This window comes from Gammaproteobacteria bacterium (assembly GCA_036381015.1).
Classification (GTDB): Bacteria; Pseudomonadota; Gammaproteobacteria; order Steroidobacterales; family Rariloculaceae; genus ZC4RG20.
The window spans coordinates 21,682-39,122 of sequence record DASVDR010000038.1 but is presented as its reverse complement, the minus strand read 5'-3'; the positions used below and the strand labels follow the sequence as shown (position 1 = coordinate 39,122).

The 17,441-nt window shown below is 66.0% G+C and carries 21 protein-coding genes and 1 tRNA gene; 8 read left to right on the top strand and 14 right to left on the bottom strand.

Going from position 1 to position 17,441, the window contains the following annotated elements:
* Nucleotide 1: 1 nt before the first annotated feature.
* From VF329_13600 to VF329_13565, 8 genes are all read left to right on the top strand, one after another.
* Nucleotides 2-913: a hypothetical protein gene (locus VF329_13600; protein ID HEX7082040.1), complete on the top strand. Its 912-nt coding sequence runs from the start codon at nt 2-4 to the stop codon at nt 911-913.
* 172 nt (nt 914-1,085) lie between these two features.
* Nucleotides 1,086-1,844 (top strand): hypothetical protein, encoded by a 759-nt coding sequence (locus VF329_13595; protein HEX7082039.1) that lies wholly within the window; start codon nt 1,086-1,088, stop codon nt 1,842-1,844.
* Nucleotides 1,845-2,113: 269 nt separating this feature from the next.
* Nucleotides 2,114-2,189: transfer RNA gene (locus tag VF329_13590), tRNA-Thr, on the top strand.
* Between the two features lie 121 nt (nt 2,190-2,310).
* The gene (locus VF329_13585) at nt 2,311-2,643 is read left to right on the top strand and encodes a hypothetical protein (protein ID HEX7082038.1); all 333 of its coding nucleotides are present in this window, start codon (nt 2,311-2,313) and stop codon (nt 2,641-2,643) included.
* 203 nt (nt 2,644-2,846) lie between these two features.
* Nucleotides 2,847-3,038, top strand: coding sequence for a hypothetical protein (locus VF329_13580; GenBank protein HEX7082037.1), 192 nt, complete (start codon nt 2,847-2,849; stop codon nt 3,036-3,038).
* 1,258 nt (nt 3,039-4,296) lie between these two features.
* Complete coding sequence (locus VF329_13575; protein ID HEX7082036.1) at nt 4,297-4,452, top strand: hypothetical protein; 156 nt, start codon at nt 4,297-4,299, stop codon at nt 4,450-4,452.
* Between the two features lie 158 nt (nt 4,453-4,610).
* Nucleotides 4,611-5,093: a hypothetical protein gene (locus tag VF329_13570; GenBank protein ID HEX7082035.1), complete on the top strand. Its 483-nt coding sequence runs from the start codon at nt 4,611-4,613 to the stop codon at nt 5,091-5,093.
* A 167-nt stretch (nt 5,094-5,260) separates the two neighbouring features.
* Nucleotides 5,261-5,563: a hypothetical protein gene (locus VF329_13565; GenBank protein ID HEX7082034.1), complete on the top strand. Its 303-nt coding sequence runs from the start codon at nt 5,261-5,263 to the stop codon at nt 5,561-5,563.
* A 508-nt stretch (nt 5,564-6,071) separates the two neighbouring features.
* Here the strand turns inward: VF329_13565 and VF329_13560 are convergent.
* The 14 genes from VF329_13560 to VF329_13495 all read right to left on the bottom strand — a co-directional run bounded on the left by VF329_13560 (nt 6,072) and on the right by VF329_13495 (nt 17,365).
* The gene (locus VF329_13560) at nt 6,072-6,461 is read right to left on the bottom strand and encodes a hypothetical protein (GenBank protein ID HEX7082033.1); all 390 of its coding nucleotides are present in this window, start codon (nt 6,459-6,461) and stop codon (nt 6,072-6,074) included.
* A 481-nt stretch (nt 6,462-6,942) separates the two neighbouring features.
* On the bottom strand, nt 6,943-7,389 hold the full coding sequence (locus tag VF329_13555) for a DUF1441 family protein (protein ID HEX7082032.1): 447 nt from the start codon (nt 7,387-7,389) through the stop codon (nt 6,943-6,945).
* A 318-nt stretch (nt 7,390-7,707) separates the two neighbouring features.
* Complete coding sequence (locus VF329_13550) at nt 7,708-9,153, bottom strand: S49 family peptidase (GenBank protein HEX7082031.1); 1,446 nt, start codon at nt 9,151-9,153, stop codon at nt 7,708-7,710.
* Between the two features lie 41 nt (nt 9,154-9,194).
* Nucleotides 9,195-9,716: a hypothetical protein gene (locus VF329_13545; protein ID HEX7082030.1), complete on the bottom strand. Its 522-nt coding sequence runs from the start codon at nt 9,714-9,716 to the stop codon at nt 9,195-9,197.
* A complete protein-coding gene (locus tag VF329_13540) occupies nt 9,716-10,069 on the bottom strand; it encodes a hypothetical protein (protein HEX7082029.1) in 354 nt (117 codons plus the stop codon). Before VF329_13540 ends, VF329_13545 begins: the two co-directional genes overlap by 1 nt.
* 70 nt (nt 10,070-10,139) lie before the next feature.
* The gene (locus VF329_13535) at nt 10,140-10,385 is read right to left on the bottom strand and encodes a helix-turn-helix domain-containing protein (protein ID HEX7082028.1); all 246 of its coding nucleotides are present in this window, start codon (nt 10,383-10,385) and stop codon (nt 10,140-10,142) included.
* 214 nt (nt 10,386-10,599) lie between these two features.
* Nucleotides 10,600-10,734 carry a hypothetical protein gene (locus VF329_13530; GenBank protein ID HEX7082027.1) on the bottom strand — a complete coding sequence of 45 codons (135 nt, stop codon included), beginning with the start codon at nt 10,732-10,734 and terminating at the stop codon, nt 10,600-10,602.
* A 122-nt stretch (nt 10,735-10,856) separates the two neighbouring features.
* Nucleotides 10,857-11,168: a hypothetical protein gene (locus tag VF329_13525; GenBank protein ID HEX7082026.1), complete on the bottom strand. Its 312-nt coding sequence runs from the start codon at nt 11,166-11,168 to the stop codon at nt 10,857-10,859.
* 406 nt (nt 11,169-11,574) lie between these two features.
* Complete coding sequence (locus VF329_13520; GenBank protein HEX7082025.1) at nt 11,575-12,021, bottom strand: hypothetical protein; 447 nt, start codon at nt 12,019-12,021, stop codon at nt 11,575-11,577.
* Nucleotides 12,022-12,348: 327 nt separating this feature from the next.
* Nucleotides 12,349-12,561: a helix-turn-helix domain-containing protein gene (locus tag VF329_13515; GenBank protein HEX7082024.1), complete on the bottom strand. Its 213-nt coding sequence runs from the start codon at nt 12,559-12,561 to the stop codon at nt 12,349-12,351.
* A 68-nt stretch (nt 12,562-12,629) separates the two neighbouring features.
* Nucleotides 12,630-13,349, bottom strand: coding sequence for a hypothetical protein (locus VF329_13510; GenBank protein HEX7082023.1), 720 nt, complete (start codon nt 13,347-13,349; stop codon nt 12,630-12,632).
* Complete coding sequence (locus VF329_13505) at nt 13,346-14,506, bottom strand: tyrosine-type recombinase/integrase (protein ID HEX7082022.1); 1,161 nt, start codon at nt 14,504-14,506, stop codon at nt 13,346-13,348. The genes VF329_13510 and VF329_13505 overlap by 4 nt, the downstream gene beginning before the upstream one ends.
* A 271-nt stretch (nt 14,507-14,777) precedes the next feature.
* Complete coding sequence (locus VF329_13500) at nt 14,778-16,211, bottom strand: M20 family metallopeptidase (GenBank protein ID HEX7082021.1); 1,434 nt, start codon at nt 16,209-16,211, stop codon at nt 14,778-14,780.
* Nucleotides 16,208-17,365 (bottom strand): cobalamin-independent methionine synthase II family protein, encoded by a 1,158-nt coding sequence (locus tag VF329_13495; protein ID HEX7082020.1) that lies wholly within the window; start codon nt 17,363-17,365, stop codon nt 16,208-16,210. The genes VF329_13500 and VF329_13495 overlap by 4 nt, the downstream gene beginning before the upstream one ends.
* Nucleotides 17,366-17,441 lie beyond the last annotated feature (76 nt).

Here is a 17,441-nt window from a genome sequence, read left to right as displayed (position 1 = left end):
CATGCGCAATCTCTTCTTCGCGCTCGTTCTCGCCAATCTCGCGTTCGCTGCGTGGCACGCCTGGTTCGCGCCGTCCGACCCGGTGCTGCAGCGCGACCGGGGCGCCGGTCGGATCCGTCTGGTCAGCGAGGTCGAAGCCGGCGGCGCCGGGTCGACGTCCGACGCCGGAGCGCCGGCGGCGGCATCCGAGGGCGGGACGCCCGCGATCGAAGCGGGCGGCGGGTCGGGCGCCATCGCCTCCGATGTGGGTGCGTCGGCCGGATCGGGTGCTCCCGGGGACGCAAATATCCCCTCCGACCCAAATGGCCCGTCGGGTCCACAGGCCGGCACGACACCGGGCGCCGAGACCGCCTCAGGCGAGAATGCTGCGGCGGTCCCCGCCGCGGGCGAGGGGGCGCCTCCGGCGGCCCCGGCCCCGAGCGGTGACCCGGCAGATTCGGCGGCCGCGCGCTGCGTCGGGATCGGGCCGTTCGTCGATTCCGGCGAAGCCGATGCGGCCGCGGAAATTCTGCGCGCGGCGGGTTACACGCCCGCCGAGAGGGCCGCCGAAGGTCCGGTGCCCGCAGGCTATTGGGTCCATCTCGCCGGTATTCCGACCCGCGACGAGGCCAACGAAATGCTCGAGCGGCTGCACGAAGGCGGCGTCCCCGAGGCTTATCTGATCCCCGGCGAGGAGGACGGCGACATCATCTCGCTCGGCGTGTTCACGGACACCGCCCGCGCCGGCCGGCTCCGCGAGCAGGTGCGCCGCATCGGGTTCGAGCCGCTGATCGCCGACCGCACGGAGACGGGGACCGTCTACTGGATCGACGTGGACCTCGAGCCGGGCGAGGATCTCGACCTCGAGGCGCTGCAGCCGCCCGGAAGGATCGTGCGGCTCGAGCTTCGCGGGTGCGACACGCCGCCCGGCTGAATGCCGCGTCCGTTCCCGGATACGGCGATTCCATCCCGCGCACGAGTTGAGCTATCGTGCACCGGTCCGACAACGAGACGCACTCCGAAGTGCGCGGGCCGCCGGAGAGCCAGGGGAGCGGGCGGCGCCGACCAAAGGATCGCACAAGCAAAAGAGGTAACAAGGAGCTGACATGATACGGATCAAGCGAATCGGCCTGCCGCTTGCGGCGCTCGCCGTTTGCGGCATCGGCGCGGCTGCGCAGGCTCAGGCCCAGGATCAGGAGGAGCGCCTCCGGGAGGCGCTTCAAGCGCCGGAGCGCTCGGACGAGGCCAAGCAGCGCGACGAGACCGACATGCCGATCGAGGTCATGGAATTTCTCGGCGTCGAGGACGGAATGACGGCGCTCGACGTGATCTCCGCCAGCGGCTACTGGGCGGAGGTGCTGTCGGCGGCGGTCGGACCTTCCGGCAAGGTCTACATGCACAACCCGGCGTTCATGGTGAACCGCGGCGGCGATGAGTTCATGCAGCGCGAGCAGGCGATGGTCGATCGGCTCGGCAACGTCGAGCCGGTGCACGGCGATCTCGCCGAGGCGGAGATCGCGGGGCAGGTGGATGTCGCGATCACGTCAATGAATTTTCACGATCAGTACAACCGCGGCGGTCTCGAGGCCGGCGCCGCCTTCCTGCAGGGCATTTACGACGCGCTGAAGCCGGGCGGCGTCCTCGGCCTGATCGACCACGTCGGAATCGAGGGCCAGGACAACGCCGAGTTTCATCGCGTGCAGCCGGAAGCCGCGAAGGAAGCGCTCGAGGAAGTCGGCTTCACGGTCGAGGCCGAGTCGGACCTCCTCGAGAATCCGGACGATCCTCACACCGTCGGCGTGCGCGATCCGTCGGTCCGGGGGCACACCGACAAGTTCCTGTTCCTGGCTCGAAAACCGGAATGATCGCCGGGAGCTGAATCGCGGCGCGAAAAGTGTTACTTTGATTCCCTAACAAGAAGCCCGCCGACAGGGGCCGGTCGAAAACCAACTCGAACGAGCCAAGAAGAAGCCTGAGAAGAGGCGCCCGTCAGAGGCGCCTCTTTTTTCGATTCTGCGCGCTCCTCCGTCACCTGACCCCGATTCGGACCGCCCGCGGCGGTGAGGCGAACGATGCGGCCGGCGGGCGGCGCGGGCAAAATGCGCCGGATCGGCCCGCTATAATGCCGGTGGGGGCTGGCGTAGCTCAGCTGGTAGAGCAGCTGATTTGTAATCAGCCGGTCGGCGGTTCGAATCCGTCCGCCAGCACCAAGAAATACAAAACGTTAGGCGCAGATTGTCCCTTCCTTCCCAAGCCATGAGTCCGGCATAAGTCAGACAAACGGCGCCCGATCTCGGCCTACCTGCCGGCCCATACCGACAGGAGGCTGACATGCGATCCCTCGCCCTCGCCTTGTTCGCCGCCGCCCCCGCGCTCGCGCAGCCGGTGCGGCCCACGCTCGACGAGACCGCCTTCCGCCTCGAGGTGACGTGGATCACGAGCCACCGCGAGCTCGCCGAGGCGCGGCGCCTGTACGGCGCGGAGAGCTTCGAGCACTCGATCCTGCACCGAGGCCCCGAGGATGGCTTCGCCGTTCTCCTGCGCGTCGACGGCGAGCTTGTGTGCCGGCTGAACGTCCACCGGCCGGAGCGCGTCGACGACGACGCGACGGCGATGCTCGGGCATGAGTTGCTGCATTGCCTGGCCGGGGATTTCCACCGATGAGCGCCAGCCGCCGCGCCTGCCGCTTCGGCTGCACGCCCGACGCGCGTCATCACCTGCACGTGCTCAGCATCTTGTTTCGCCGCTCGGACGAGCGATTCGAGTGGCGCCTGAATCCGCCGGTATCCGGCGGTAGGCGGCCCGCCCCGGTGGTTCGAGCACTGGCGCGAGCCCAAGCACAACCGTTACGCAAGGAGTTAACGACCATGCCTTCGACCAATGTACCCGAGACCGAGAACCGCGACCGCGATCTGCGCGAAATCGTCGCGACCGTGCAGCGGATGATCGACGATGGGCTCGACGCGGATCAGGAAGCGGTCGAGTGCGCGTTGAAGCTCGAAGAGGTCGTCGGCAACCTCCACGCGCGGCGGCAACTTGCGGAGAAGCGCGGCGCTTGAACCTGCACAACATCAGGTTCCTTTCGGGGCGGCTCGGCCGCCCTCTTTCTTTTGCCACGGGTGCGTGCGGTCCGGGAGCAGCCGGAGAGGCGGAGGCGGGTGGAGGGCGGCGTCGGGAGAAAGCTAGAACCGATGAACTGGCATGAATTTTGCTTGTCTATTCGGATCCGGATTGGCCCATCTACAATCCGTGCCGCTGATCACGGAAGAACAACAACAACCGGTCGATTCTCTTTGGGGGGCCGAGGAGCAAAAGGGGACCGACAATGAGACAGAGATCAGCTATAGACGCCCATGCTCTGAGCGACGCCGTACGCCGGTGCGCTGAAGCCGTCTTAGATATTCTGCTACGGCGAGTGCCGGTACGGAGGCACGAAGCTGTGCTGTCCGATGACGAAATCTATGAGCGGGCGCGCAAACTCGTTGAGCAAGCGGGGATCCGTAGCGTTGAGGAGGCGTACAGCCTCCTAGACTCCGGAGAACTTGACGGCACTCCACTAGAAGTAGAACTACGCATGCTGCGCTTTCTCAAGGAGGGTCCGCGCGACCCCCACAGCATGGCCGCTTAGCCTCGCCCACCAATGCCGATTGAGGGTCGGCGCCCGAGGGATTGCTTCGACCGTTTCAGGGACCATGTCGCTCAGCTTATAGCTGCGACGCTTACGTTGACGGATCACTTCCACTGTGAGGTAAGCGGCGACACTGCCACCCTCTCCTTTCGCAAAGGCGGTATCAACACCGCGCCGCTTCAGACTAAGCACGGCACGATCTACTTCTACCTTGGCCAATCGCTCCACGCCGCGCGTCTCGGCCCGCGAAGGTACCGATTAAAAACTCTGCAATACTGGTACAGGTTGCAGTACCTTCCCGGACAGCAGCGAGCGTTCCTGCGCTGGGAGTATGACTCGCAGCTCGCGTCCACCTCTCCAAATTACTGCCGGCACCATGTGCAGATGCAAGCAACGCTCGATCACCCCAGAGGGCCGTTGGACCTTGACCATCTACACCTTCCAACAGGATGGGTCACCATAGAGGAAGTGATTCGATTCCTTATAGCTGACCTGGGGGTGCGACCACCATGCGGCGACGATTGGCCGCAGCGGCTAGCAGATTCAGAGCGAGCATTTTTCGAACAGTTCACGTCGAAGCGGTACTAGCTGATTCGTTCGAGCGTGTAGTGTACGCGCGCGCCTTTCTCGGCACTTTCGCCAGATTCTCGGCTGACTCCCCGACGTCGCGGCGCGCTACGCTGCGGGACATGGATTCACCGCCCTGGCTCTCCGACCTTCTCGAACTCGCCGAGCTGCTCTTGAAGCTCGACGACCAGGAAGAAGCGCGGCGCGCGCTGGATCGGCTGGAGCGCTGGGAGATCGACGTCGGCGAGGCGGTTACGGAGTTGCGGAGCGTGCACTAGCTCCGCCGGCCCTATCGCCGGGAATCATCGGCGACGCAATGTGCCACCAGCCGCCGGCGCCGAGCCTGAGCAACGAACAGTAGGGTCCGTCCGATCGTTGACACTTCACAGCCCTGGCGTCGCGCCGCGGTCTTTTTTTGTGGCAGACTTCGCCAGCGATGCAAGCATTCGCCGCCCTCGATCCCCAGCTTCAAGGCGCGATAATCGGCGGATCGATCGCCGTCGCGGGCTCGGTCCTCGTCGCGATTTTGGGCGGCATCGGCTGGGCGATTCGGCACTCGCTGCTATCGCGCGCCAGAAACGACGACCTGCGCCGCATCAAAATGCAGCACGTAATGGAGCGCTTGATCGAGGTGCACGACTGGGCCGTCGCGTCGCGGCAAGAAGAGAAGGCCTCTCATCCGGCTGACCATATCCTTTGGCTATGCGAAGTTTATGGGGGCAGCACTGCGCTCACCGCGGCGGCAACCCGTTTGAAGAATGCCTGCGATGAATGGGCCGAGGTCCGCAAATGCCGCGAGGGTGAGATCACTACGGAGGTGCAGAAATCTTTCGAGGCATTCACTCGACGCTTCAATGATGCCTATGCAGATACGCGGAAGGAAGCGCTTCGCGTGCTGAGTGAGCTCGCCGGCAAGTGACCGGCTGCCAGTTAAGAGGTGAGCCCGTCGGAGTGCCAATCGTGTCCCCTGCGGCTTCTCAGCGCATCACTTTCTGTCCGCGTGTTGACTGAAAACGCACCTTCGGCGTCTCCTTTATTCATCGCGCCCAACCGATCCTCATTTGGTCGGAAAGGAGAGCAGCACCAATGGCCACAGTTGGATTCTTGCTTGGAGCCGTCATCGTGATCGTCGTGCTGTCGGCGGCCGTCTCGGGCGTGCTCCTGCGCCGCCTCCAAGCGCCACAGAAGCACCTCATATCCGTCGGAGTCGCTTGGGTCATTGCATCCGTGTTGGGCGCCTACGGCATGGCAGATGGCGGTCCGCCAGCTTTCGCTGAATCCGCTCTATCGCATGGCATTGCCGCCATCATCGTCTGGCTCGTGATGCTGCTCAAACTTCGTCTCAAAGGTCGTGCCGCTCCGACTGATTCGCTGCCGCCTAGCGAATGAAAACGAGCTACACGCGATGAGGTCAACCCGTGGAGACAGTGGGTCACGGCCGTTATAGAAGCAACGCAGGACAACGCTCGTATCGAGCATCGAGGTCTAGGCCTTAACGGCTCTCGTCGCGTTTGAAGAAGGGTTCTGATGGAGTACGCGGTTGAAATCGCGGTTCTGGCGAGCGCGCCCCTGACCGAGGAGACGATGTTCGCGGTCGCCGCGGTGGGCGGCGTCGCAGAGGGCCGCCCCGGGGGTCATGACCACCGAAGAGCAGGATCGGCGCTTGGCGGAGCCGCGGCAAGCTGGAGCCTGAGCGCGACTCACCGGCCCGTTGGCGGTCACCCTTTAGCTCCGCTTCGGCGGGGTTCTTTTTCGAAATGCCGGGTCGTCACTCCTGCAACATCCGCTGCTGCGGAGCCTGAGCACGAGCAGTAGAACCGTCCGATCGTTGACACTTCACGCCCTGGAGTCGTGCCGAAGTTTTTGTTTATGGCAGACTTCCACGATGCGGACCTGGCTAGATCTCGAAGCTCGATTTCGCGCGCTCATCGAGCCGCTGAAATTCGTTCGTTTGGACATTCAGTGGGGTGCCGCTGGCGAGTATTGGAGAGTCGTCGGACCAGGTGCGGCCCCGACCGCAATACGCCAGTTTGAAGTCCTTTGTGGCGTCGGCGGCCGGTTGCTCGAGCACTCGCTCGATCCGTCCAGTGCGCTCGGGAAAGAGCTGCTGGCCGAACGAGACCCGACGTATCGATGGTACCGCCTTCTCCACAAAGCAGGGCATGGCGTCGAGAATGGCCTTCACGGTTGCCAGACCGACGCACAAGGCAACTTCGCAGGGAACATCTTCACGGCAACGATCAACAACGTCGCCGAGGTGAGCGCGAACCAGTGTCTTGAGCTTCATGTGAAGTATCCTGTACATGACGCCAGACGCTGGTATGAGCGCGTTTATGACGACTACGGTCGCGAGATCGTTATAGGCTCCATCCTAGCGATCATCACTGCAATCATCGGGGTCGCGTTCGGTTAAGCGATTAGCCACGCCGGTTGCCGATGAGCGGCTTGCGTCTGCGAGGTGATCGATCACAAGACGCTCGGCGATACCGCGTACGTGACTTGCAGCCCGACGACCGATCCCTTTCGAGCCGCTCGCGGTGAACACACGGTCGCCGGTCACGGGGCTACCCGACACCCGCAACAGCAAGAACGAGAACGTTGCCATCCGGTTCGATGCGCATGCGTCCCGCGAAACTGCCTCGGTTGTCGATGAACGGATGCACGACAAGCACTTGAGACTCCGCTGGCCGCAGCTCCGCGGGGATTCCGCTCCTTCGCGCGGCCGGTGTTCGAGTGAATCGAGCGCGCGCCGCCGCATGTCGGCGCCGTCAGTCATCCGAGAGCTCCGTCCATTGGCGATGGAGCGCCGCGCGCATCTCGTCGAAGTGCTTCTCGAGGCGAGCGGCCTGCTGCGGCGTCAGGCCAACGTCGCGCTCCACAACGTCCGGCGCCGTCTCGAACGCCCGGGCCACGAACTGCGCGAGCATGCCGTATGTCCGCTCGACGTCATGTGCCTCGACCAGCTCGCCGCGGCGCAGCCTGATTCGGTCTTCGGTCTCGATCGCGCGCGCCTGCGCGAGCCTCAAATGCGGATTCATGTCGTCCAGGCCTCGACGGCCGTTGAACGACCGCACGATGTCGCGAAGCCGATAGGTCGCATGACCGCGCCGACCGGTACCGGCCGGCGAAACACCGGCTTCGGATAGCGTTCGCCGCATCGTGTCGCGCGAGACCCCGAACTCCGTTGCGGCCTGCGAAATCGAAAGCAGTACCATGTGAATCAACTTCTACGTGGCGTGACCCCAGAGGCGCCGAAATTTGTGGAATCCCGCGGCCGCGCACCCGTGGTCTGGGGGGCGGCGGCCCTGAAAGAACCTATCGGGGCGGCTGGCAGCTGCGACGTGGGCGGAGAGGCCAGGATCGCCTTGACTCCCGTCTTCAGCGAATCGACGCCCGCGGCGGGGAGGGAGGTCGCTCCCCGCCGCGGGGCGTCCTTTGTGCGCGTCGCGCGACTCGGAGGAAGCCGCCCCGCGCCCTCGGCTGTGGTTCGACGGTTGCCGAGGTCCGCCGGCCACGCCCGCCCTTGGGCGTGGCTAGTTTCCATCGCCGCCCTTGCCGCTCGGTTTTGCCCGTTCACGATAGACGTTCTCCGCGACGCGCTTCCATGACGACGACGCCGGCTGTTGGGTCGGCGGCACGGCGTGGGGGACCGGGGGCGGCGCGCTAGCGCGCAGCTGTTCGAGCGTCACGCCACGGTCGCGTATCGTCGCGACGATCTCCGCCGCGAGTTGATTCACGCTGCGCCCCCAGCGGATCGCCGCCTGGCGCGCGGCCTCGAAGCCCGCGGGCAGATCAGCGGCGAGCAAAGCGAGAACCCGGGCGCGCTCGACCGATACACCCTGCTCGTATTCCCTGTGCGCTTGCGCCAGGGCGGGCGGCATCGCCTCGGCGCTCGGCGGCTGCTGCGAGGGCTCGACGGCCGGCGCGGAGTTATCTGCGGGCGCGCTACCCTTGATTGCCTGTAGCGCCGCTAGGGCGAACGCGCCCGGAGCTGAGCCCTCGGCGATCGCGCGCTGCAGCTCGGGGGAGACGACTGGATCGCCAATCGATCCCTTCGGCGCCAAGTCGAGCAGTTCGACGATGCGCCTGCGCTCGTCCGCTTGCCCGAGCTCCCGGGCGGTCCTCGGCTCCTCCGGCTGATCGGTGGCCGGAGCGTCGACGGAGGCGCGCGTCGTGCGCGACGGCTGGGGTGACGATGCCGGCGCCGGAGCGCGTCGCGAGGATCTCGCTGTCGCGCCGAGCTCGGTCAGCAACGACTCGAACGAACCGATCCGATCGGCGAGGCCCGCGCGTACGGCATTGCGGCCCACGAGCATGTCCCCTTGGCCGAACCGCTCGAGGACGGTGGTTTCATCGACACCGCGGAAGCGAGCAACACGCGAGACGAACACGGCCGCCTGATCGTCGACACGCCGTTGTAGCAGCGCGCGTCCTTCTTCGGTCGTCGGGTCGACACGCTTCTTCGGCGATTGCGAACTGATGACTTCGACGGTGCGAATGCCAGCGCCTTCGAGTGCTCGCTTGAAGTCCACATACAGCGCGGCCACGCCGATTGATCCAGCCTCGCCCGTCTCCGCGATCACGACCTGATCCGCAGCGCTCGCGACCCAGTACGCGGCGCTCGCCGCCCAGCCTCCGGCGAACGCGATGATCGGTTTTCGGCCGCGGGCGCCATGCACGAGGTCGGCGAACTCCTGCGTGCCCGTGAGCAACCCGCCCGGGCTGTCGACGTCCAGGATGATCGCCTTGATGGCGTCGTCGTCGAGTAGCGCGCCGAAGTCGGCGGCGATCGCCTGCCACCTCTGCCGGAAAAGCACGGGGCCGAAGACTGGTAAAACACCGACACCGTCGATGACCCCAGCAAGCTGAGACCCGACGTGATGAACGATGCCGCGGCGTGTCATGAACGCCGTAAGCGGCGCCGGCGGCTCGGCGAGACGGTCGCCGCGCGCGAGCGCGTCGAGCGTGGCAGGCATCATCGCCCACAACGAGTCGGGCGAGAAAACGGTCGCCGCGTCTGTCATTTGAAGGCCTCCAGCAGCTGCGCGATATCACAATCTTCTCGCCACGGGACCGGCTGCCCTGAATCGAAAAGCTGCACGCAGAGCTTGGCATCCGCGAGTTCGAGCTCGGCGAGCTCCTTCTCGAGGCGCCGCGTTTCGGCGGCAAGCGCTTCGGCTGTCAGCTCGCCGCAGCCGTCGGCGAGAGCGTCCACGAGTCGATCGACGAGCGCACTACGGCCGAGGAAGAGCACGAGGTCCCGGAACTCGACCCCGCGCTCCAGGTACGCCGAGGATGACGATCCGCTCACGTAGACCCGCTCGCGGAGCCCCTTGTGCCGGGGCGGGTGCCTCTCGAGCAAATGCCGGTACGGGTCGACGGCAGGCCTCGCGGCAAGCTCGGTGTCCACCCGATGCTCGATGCGGGCACGAAGCTCGTCGCGCGTGAGGTGTGCCTCGGCGAGCTCCTCGATTCGGTCCTTCACCTCCTCGATGCGCGCGCGAATCTCGCCGAGCGTGGTCGGAACTTTCTTCGCGGCCATCACAGCACCCGCTCCAGCATGTCGTCGATGGGGAGCGCTTGGCCCTCGACGTGTTCGAAGATTCGATCGAGCAAGCGACGGATCGGAGCGGCCGCTTCGGCTGCGCGATCGGAGGCCTCGTGCTGCTCGAGTGCGATCCGCTTGAGGCGCTCGATCTCCCCCTCGAGTTGAGCCTCAAGCGCCTCGTTCCGGTTGGTGGCGAGGCGCGCATTGCGAAGTTGCTGCTCCAGCCGCATGCGTCGCTCGTTGTAGCTCCGAATCCGCTCGGACTCGTCGCGGCGCAGCAAATTTTGTTGATGCCAGAGCTCGACGAGCTTCCGGATACGCCGCTTTTGATTCGCCGTCAATTCCATCGCAACTCCCAGGTTTGCACGGGACGGATGCTGCCAGGATCGACGACGCCGCGGGTCCGCGAATGTCCGCTCATGACCGCCAATGTCCGCTGCGATCGAGCCACCGCGACAGGCTTTCGACCGGGTACCAAATGCGGGCGCCGATTTCGACGTGCGGCGGCCCGGTCCCGCTCGTTCGCCAGCGGCGCAACGTGCGCGCCGTCACGCCGAGGGCCGCGGCGGCGCCGTCGACGTCCGTGAGCCCCGAGACGGTCACGACGTGACCGGCCGCTCGCAACCGAACTTCGAGCTCCTCGGTTTCGCTTCGCTGGTTCACGCTCATGCTCGCAACACGTAGAAGTGCGTTTAAACGCGCGGAAGTGAATTGCCGTCATGCTGGCGATGTCTCCAGCACTTGGAGTGCAAGGTCAGCGTTTTGCAGCGCGTCCCGTCCTCGGTTACGGCCGAGCACTGGCGTACGCGGCGCTCAAGGCGCTCGGGTGGCTCGCCGTCGACCGTGTACTCGTCGACCACGGTGTACGTGTCGGCGCTCACGACAGCACCACCGCGGCCAGGGTCAGCAGCATCGGCGCCGCGAGTTCGGCGACGGCGGCGAGGCGGAGCAGGCACCTCGGGCAATCAGTCGGGTCGGCCGGCCAGCGGAACTCGATCACGTTGCTGGTCATCGTCGTGGTCCTCCTGTCAGTCGTTGCGGCGGCAGGTGCTGGCAGCGACGAAAAACCGTCCAACGCGTTGGACGATTCGGCGTTAAGCGTTGCAATCCAACACTCATGCCCGTTTGCAACGCTTAGCGCGCCGCGATAATCGCGCAGAGCCGATCAACATCACGCTTGACCTGCGCCGCGCCCTCGTCGTTCGCGAGCGCGAAGTGCTTTTGTGCGCTAGGTGGAGCGTCGATCCACTCCACGCGATACCGGATCGGTAGCTCTATCACGAGCCCGCGGCGGACAAGCCCACGAATCGCCCGCCGGGCCGACGAGTAGATCGAATCCGGGACCGGCCAGCCGTGGATGCGCTCGCATAGATCGAGTACCGACGCATGCCCGTGCTCGAGCTCGGTGAGCAGCCGGCGCTGGAGCCTGCCGAGACCGCGGCTCACGATGTTGTCCTCGTTTTCTCAACCGGCCGCCGCTCGACTAATATTCGCGAGTGGAGCCCGATCAAGTACCAACGCCGGGGGAGTGGATCAGCATGCTGCCCGATGTCCTCGCGGCACACGCAGCGGCCCATCCGATCGCTACAACCCTTGCACTCGTGTACTTCGTCGGCGTCCTCGTCTACGTTGCCCGGATGAAGGGACGAGGTCGGTAGTCTGAGTGACCCCGGGGCGGCCAGGCCCCGGGGCACGTTGGTGCGGTCGGTTGGAATGTCAGGGCGGCACCATCGCCCAGACTCGTGAAATCGGCGTGCACTTTTCCGGCACCGCCCGCCCTGAAAGCCTTTGTCCATGCGGCCTTCAGCGGATGAGAACCGGGTAGGGGTACGGGAACGGGACTGGGGAGACTTCATGCCGGTCCCCTCACCCAATCCACGACGGAATAGGCGGCGGCTCCGATCGGATGCGAATCGCGGTCGGTCGTCACGTCACGCACCACGATCGAGTACAGGCCGGTGACCTCCTCGAGCGGGATGCGGTCGGTCGGCGGCCGGCGGTTCAGCATCCGCGCGAGATCGCGATACAGCCGCGATCTCGAGCCGATCACAAACCGGCCGTTGCGGCGCGGACCGCCTTGCAACTTCACCACGCGGTAATAGCCGGGAACGTGAACGCCGAAGGCCTCGGCGTCGGTGATCGTCCAAACGAGGACGCAGCGCGGCGTCCATCCGTGACAGCGCGCCCACGTCTCGCAACCCGCGAGCCTCGCGACATATTCGCCGGGCTCGACTCTCGCCTCGCCATATCGCGGGAGGCGCCGCGGGAGAGCGACGACGTTATCGTGGGTGGCCCGCATCGCGCTCGCCTCCGGCCGCGAGGATGCGGCCGTAGCTGGTCGAGCTGAGCGCGAAGCTGGTAGAATGTCCGCGCTGTTGCCCGACAGCATCCTTTGTCCCATCGCGAAGCCGGCCGCCACGCCGGCTTTGCGCTTTCTGGCCCGCGCGCTTCATCAGGCGGCCTCCGAGGCTGGCCCGCGTCGCCGCCAGTAGCCCGACGAGTCGAGAGCGGCGATCGGACATGGGGCCTACCCTGTGCTCGTCGAAGGCCCGTTCACCGCCGAAATACTCGCCGCAGACGCTACAGCGGCAGGCCCGGGAGCCGGGGCGAAGTCTCGGGTCGCTCATCACGCCGCCTCGCCGCCCACCGTCTGTTGTCTCAGCCAGCGATCGAGGTCCGACTGCCGGTAGCGGACGAGCCGCCCGACGCGGATATGAGCGGGACCGCGACCGGTCTTACGCCACTTCTCGAGCGTCGCCATCGAGACGTCGATGTACTCGGCGACGGCCTCCTGACGCAGCAGAGGATCGGTTTGGGTGATGTCGGGGATGTCGTGCATGGCTACCTCCGTCTCAGTGACGGGGATCACACCACGAGGGCGGCGGCGCAATCGCCGCGAATGCACGACTATTTTTTCGGGTTCGCGCAGTGCCGTTGGATGGTCGACCGATTGACGCCGTTCTCGGCCGCGACCTTCTGAGCGATCGCGGTCCATGTCATTCGCGGATTCTTCGCGGCGAGCTCGTTGCAGCGCGGTTGCCAGACCTCGGCGGCGAGCTTCTGTGTTGCGGCGCCGCGCTGTCGGTTCCCGTTGGCCGCGGCGTTACGAATCTTCGCGCCGGTCCGTACCGGCTTCTCCCACGCCAGGTTCGCGTTGAAGTGTTCGACACGCGTCGCGAACACGATCGCGTCCTTGACGGCAGCATAGGTCTTCGCGTCGGCGAGGTACGCGCGCATTGTCGGAACGTCGAGCACGATATGCAGAGCTTCGTCGATTTCGGCGGGCAAGGCGGCGCGGTCGATCATCGTATAGCGCACGCCGGCCCGATATGGTCGGCCATCCTTCGCGACCGCAAGCGCCTCTTCCAATGTCCGCGTGACCTTCGGTAGCGCCATGACCTGCTCGAGCGACAGCGCCCCATCCTGCCGCGCTTCGACGTAGTCATAGAGTGCATCCGGGTTTATGCCGGCCCTGGCCAGAATTTCGCGTGCGACGTGCTCCGCCTCGGCGATATACGCCTCGATCCGACCAGACAGCCCACGCATAAACTCCGCGATTTCGTCCGCCGTCTCGTAAGTCCGGCGTTCGAGCACGAACAGGCCATACGGACGGCGCCGGACCTTCACCCGAGCAGCCTCGCCATGGCGTCCACCATGTCACGCTTCGCGCGGTCCGCAATCTCGGCGTACACCTTCGCCGTGATCGCGGACTTGTGATTGAGCAGCTTGCCGATTTGCTGCGTCGAGTACCCCTGCGTCGCGAGGAGGCTGCCTACCGTGCGGCGGACGTCGTGGATGGTGATCCGGCGCTCGATGCCGGCCCGCGCGAGAATGCGCTTCCAGGGCTTGTAGGGATTCACGATCGGCCGGCCCTTCACGTGTCCGCAGAAGACGTAGGGGTTGCCGATCGTGCGGGGCGTTGCTTTGAGCAGCTTCACGGCCTCGGGCGGAAGCGGGACGACGTGATCCTCGTCGTTCTTCGTGTCGCGGAACGTGATCGTCCCGCCCTTCAAGTCGACGTTCGACCATTCGAGGTTCGCAAGCTCTGACTTGCGAGCGCCGGTGTAGAGCAGCATCCGGAAGAATGCGCGCATCCACGGATCGTCCTCGGCGTCGATGGCCTCGAGCAGCCTCGGGAGCTCGTCTGGCCGTATCCACTCGCGCCGGTGCTTCTCCGGGTGCATCTCGATCCGGGTAGCCGGATTCTCGCCCTCGGCAAGCTCGGACGCCCGCCAGCCGCCATCAGAGAGCGCGTGATTGATTGCGGCCCGGAGCAGTGCCAGGGTTCGATTCGCCTCGTACTTCGCGGCGATGGCCTGATGCATCTTGCGCACGTCGCGTCGGCGGAGGTTTTCGAGCCGGGTCGTCGCGATCGGCCGCATGTTCACGTCGCGCCGGCGCTTGGCGTGCTTCACTTCCTTCTCCGACCAGTCGCCGCCCTTCGCGTTGATGTACTCGGTCACGATTGCGGCGACGGTCCCGGAGTCAGCCTTCCTCTTCTCCGTAAGCGGGTCCGCGCCCTCCGTGCGCATCTTGCGGAGCAGCGCTTGTGCGTGCTCGCGCATCGCGTCCACGTCCTCGCCGGTCGTCGCTGGCCCGAGCACCATCAGCCGTTCTTTGCCGCGCGGGCCGTAGCGAAGCACGTAGGACTTCCGGCCGGTGCGATAGACGCGGACCCCGAAGCCGGGAAGCTGTCCGTCGCCTGCGATCTGCTTCGAAGGCCCGTTCGGGTCGTAGGTCAACCGCTGAATGCGGCCCTTCGTCAGTTTGGTCGTTCGAGGCATGTCCGTTTGAGTCCGGCATGAGTCAGACAAACGGAGCTTACTACATACGGGTAGGTATGGCTAAGTCAGACAAAAAACGCTATAATGGCGAGCACTTGGCAGGTATAAATGGGTTGGTCGGGTTAGGTACGGGACGCCTTGAACGATTTGTAATCAGCCGGTCGGCGGTTCGAATCCGTCCGCCAGCACCAACGCCCGCCGGGTCCATTCCACGGACTTAGCTAACAGTTTATTCCGGAGACATGGTCTACACCTGCTCCGGGGCGCCGCGTCACGAGCGGTCCCGAAGCGCGTGCCGCCGGAGCGTCTCGGCGACGCAGCACGCGAGCTTCCTCGCGGTCGGCAAATGCAGGAACTCGTTGGGCCCGTGCGCGTTCGAGCCCGGGCCGAGAACCCCGGTGATCATGAACTGCGCGTCGGGAAAACGCTCGCCGAGCATCGCCATGAACGGGATCGTCCCACCCTCGCCCATGTAGACCGCGGGCTTGCCGAAGTAGGTGCGCGACGCCTCCGCCAGCGCCGCTTCGAGCCACGGCGCCACCGGCGGGGCGTTCCAGCCGTCGTTCGCCTCTTTCGACTCGAACCGGACCGCGGCTCCGTAAGGCGGGTCCTCCGTCAAAAGCGCGCGGAGCCGCTCTCGCGCCTCGACCGCGTTCACGCCGGGCGGCAGCCGCACGCTCAAACGCAGCGCCGTGCTCGCCCGGAGCACGTTCCCGGCGCTCGCGAGATCCGGCAGGCCTTCGGCGCCGGTGATCTCGAGCTGCGGCCGCCACGTGTGATTCAGCAGCAGCTCGACCGGATCGTCCGTGACCGGACGCGCGCCGGCGACCCACGGAAAATGGTCGAAGACGCCGTCGCCGACGACGGCCGCCATCTCGCGGGCTTGCTCGCGCCGCTGTGCCGGGATGTCGGCGTATAGCCAGTCCGGCCGTATCCGGCCCGTCTCCTCGTCCTCGAGGCGGGCGAGCAGCCGGCGCTGCACGCGGAACGTCGAAGGCACGATGCCGCTCGCGGCGCCGGAATGCACGCCGTCCCGCAGGATCTCGACGTGCAGGTTGCCGTTCACGAGCCCGCGCAGCGACGTCGTGCACCACAGGCGCTCGTAGTCGCCCGCGCCCGAATCGAGGCAAACCACGAGCGTCGGCGTGCCGATGCGGTCGCGCAGATGCTCGATGTAGTGAGGGAGATCGAAGCTGCCGCTTTCCTCGCAGGCCTCGATCAGCACGACGCAGCGCGCGTGCGGGACGCCCTGCTCGGCGAGAATGCGCAGCGCGGCGAGCGACGCGAAGACCGCATAGCCGTCGTCGGCGCCGCCGCGGCCGTAGAGCCGATCGCCTCGGAGCACCGGCTGCCACGGCCCGAGCCCGTCGCTCCAGCCCGTCATCTCCGGCTGCTTGTCCATGTGGCCGTAGAGCAGGACCGTGTCGTCGACGGCGCCGGGCACCTCGATCAGCAGCACCGGAGTGCGCCCGGGAAGGCGGATCACCTCGAGGTGCATGCCGGGCAGCGCCTGCGACCGGCACCACTCGACGATGAGGCTCATCGCGTCGTCCAGGTGGCCGTTGCGCTCCCAGTCCGCATCGAAGGCCGGCGACTTGCACGGGATCTTCACGTACTCGACGAGGGTCGGGACGGCGGAGCTCGCGAACAGGTTGTCGACGAGCGCCTCGGCATCGTCGGCATGGATCTGGCGTGGCTCGCTCATGACGCCAGTGTACGCCAGAGCTCCCGCGACGCGAGGTCGGCGCCTTCGACCAGGGACCGCAGCTTCTTGAACGCGATGTCGGGATCCACGCGCGAAGTGCCCGCGAACGTGCCGAAGCCGCAGTCCGTGCCGGCGATCACGCGGTCGCGGCCGACGATCCCCGCGTACTGCACGAGTTGCTGCGCGACGAGCTTCGGGTGCTCGACGTAGTTCGTCGTCGACATGATGCAGCCCGGGATCAGCACTTTGTCCTCCGGGATGCGGGCGTCGCGCCACACGGTCCATTCGTGCCGGTGGCGAGGATTCGCGGCCTCGAAGAGGATGGCGGCGGGCTTCGCCTTCAGGACGATCCCGAGGATTCTCTCGAGCGGAATGTCGTGATCGTGCGGGCCTTCGTAGTTGCCCCAGCAGATGTGCATTCGCATCGACTCCGCCGGAATGCCCGCGACCGCCCAGTTCAGCGCCTCGACCTGGTGCTCCGCGCGCTTCAGGAACTCGGCTTCCGTGAGCTCCTGAAAGCCCGTGTGCCGGGCCATCGCGATATCCGGGCAATCGAGCTGAAGCACGAATCCGGCGGCGACGATCGTCTCGTACTCCTCGCGCATCGCGGCGGCGATGGCCTCGACGTACGCCTCGTGGCTCGGGTAGTAGCGGTTCTGCTGGAACGCCGAGATCACGCCCGGCGAAGCGGCGTTCATGAAGGCTTCGCGCGCGCCGTGACGGTTCGCCGCGGCGCGGAGGTTCGCGAGGTCGCGCCGAAGCGCTTCCCGGTCGACGACCTCGATCGGCCCCACGCAGGCCGAGCGCTTGAACTTCTGCGGCCCGATCATCCGTGCCATCGCCTCGCGGAACCGCGGGTGCGGCGCGAGGTCGAGGTGCGGCGGGCGGGGGTGGTGGCCTTCGAATCCGGAAAGCCTGTCCTTCACGTAGGTCGCGTAGCCGATCTTGCCGGCTTCGCCGTCGCTCACGACGTCGATGCCGATCTCGACCTGTCGCCTCACGACGTCGTCGACCGCGCGCGCCACGGCCGCTTCGAGCGCTTCGGCGTCGTACGGCTCGCCTTGCTCCTTTCGTAGCAAGAGCTCCAGCAATGCGGCATCCCGCGGCAGGCTGCCGACGTGTGTCGTGAGAATGCGATCGGTGCTGCGCTCCATGCTTCGATAGAGTAGCTGCGGCGTGCGGTGTTCGCGACTCGCGTTGCCCGCCGGCGGGCGCCGGACCGCCGCAGGC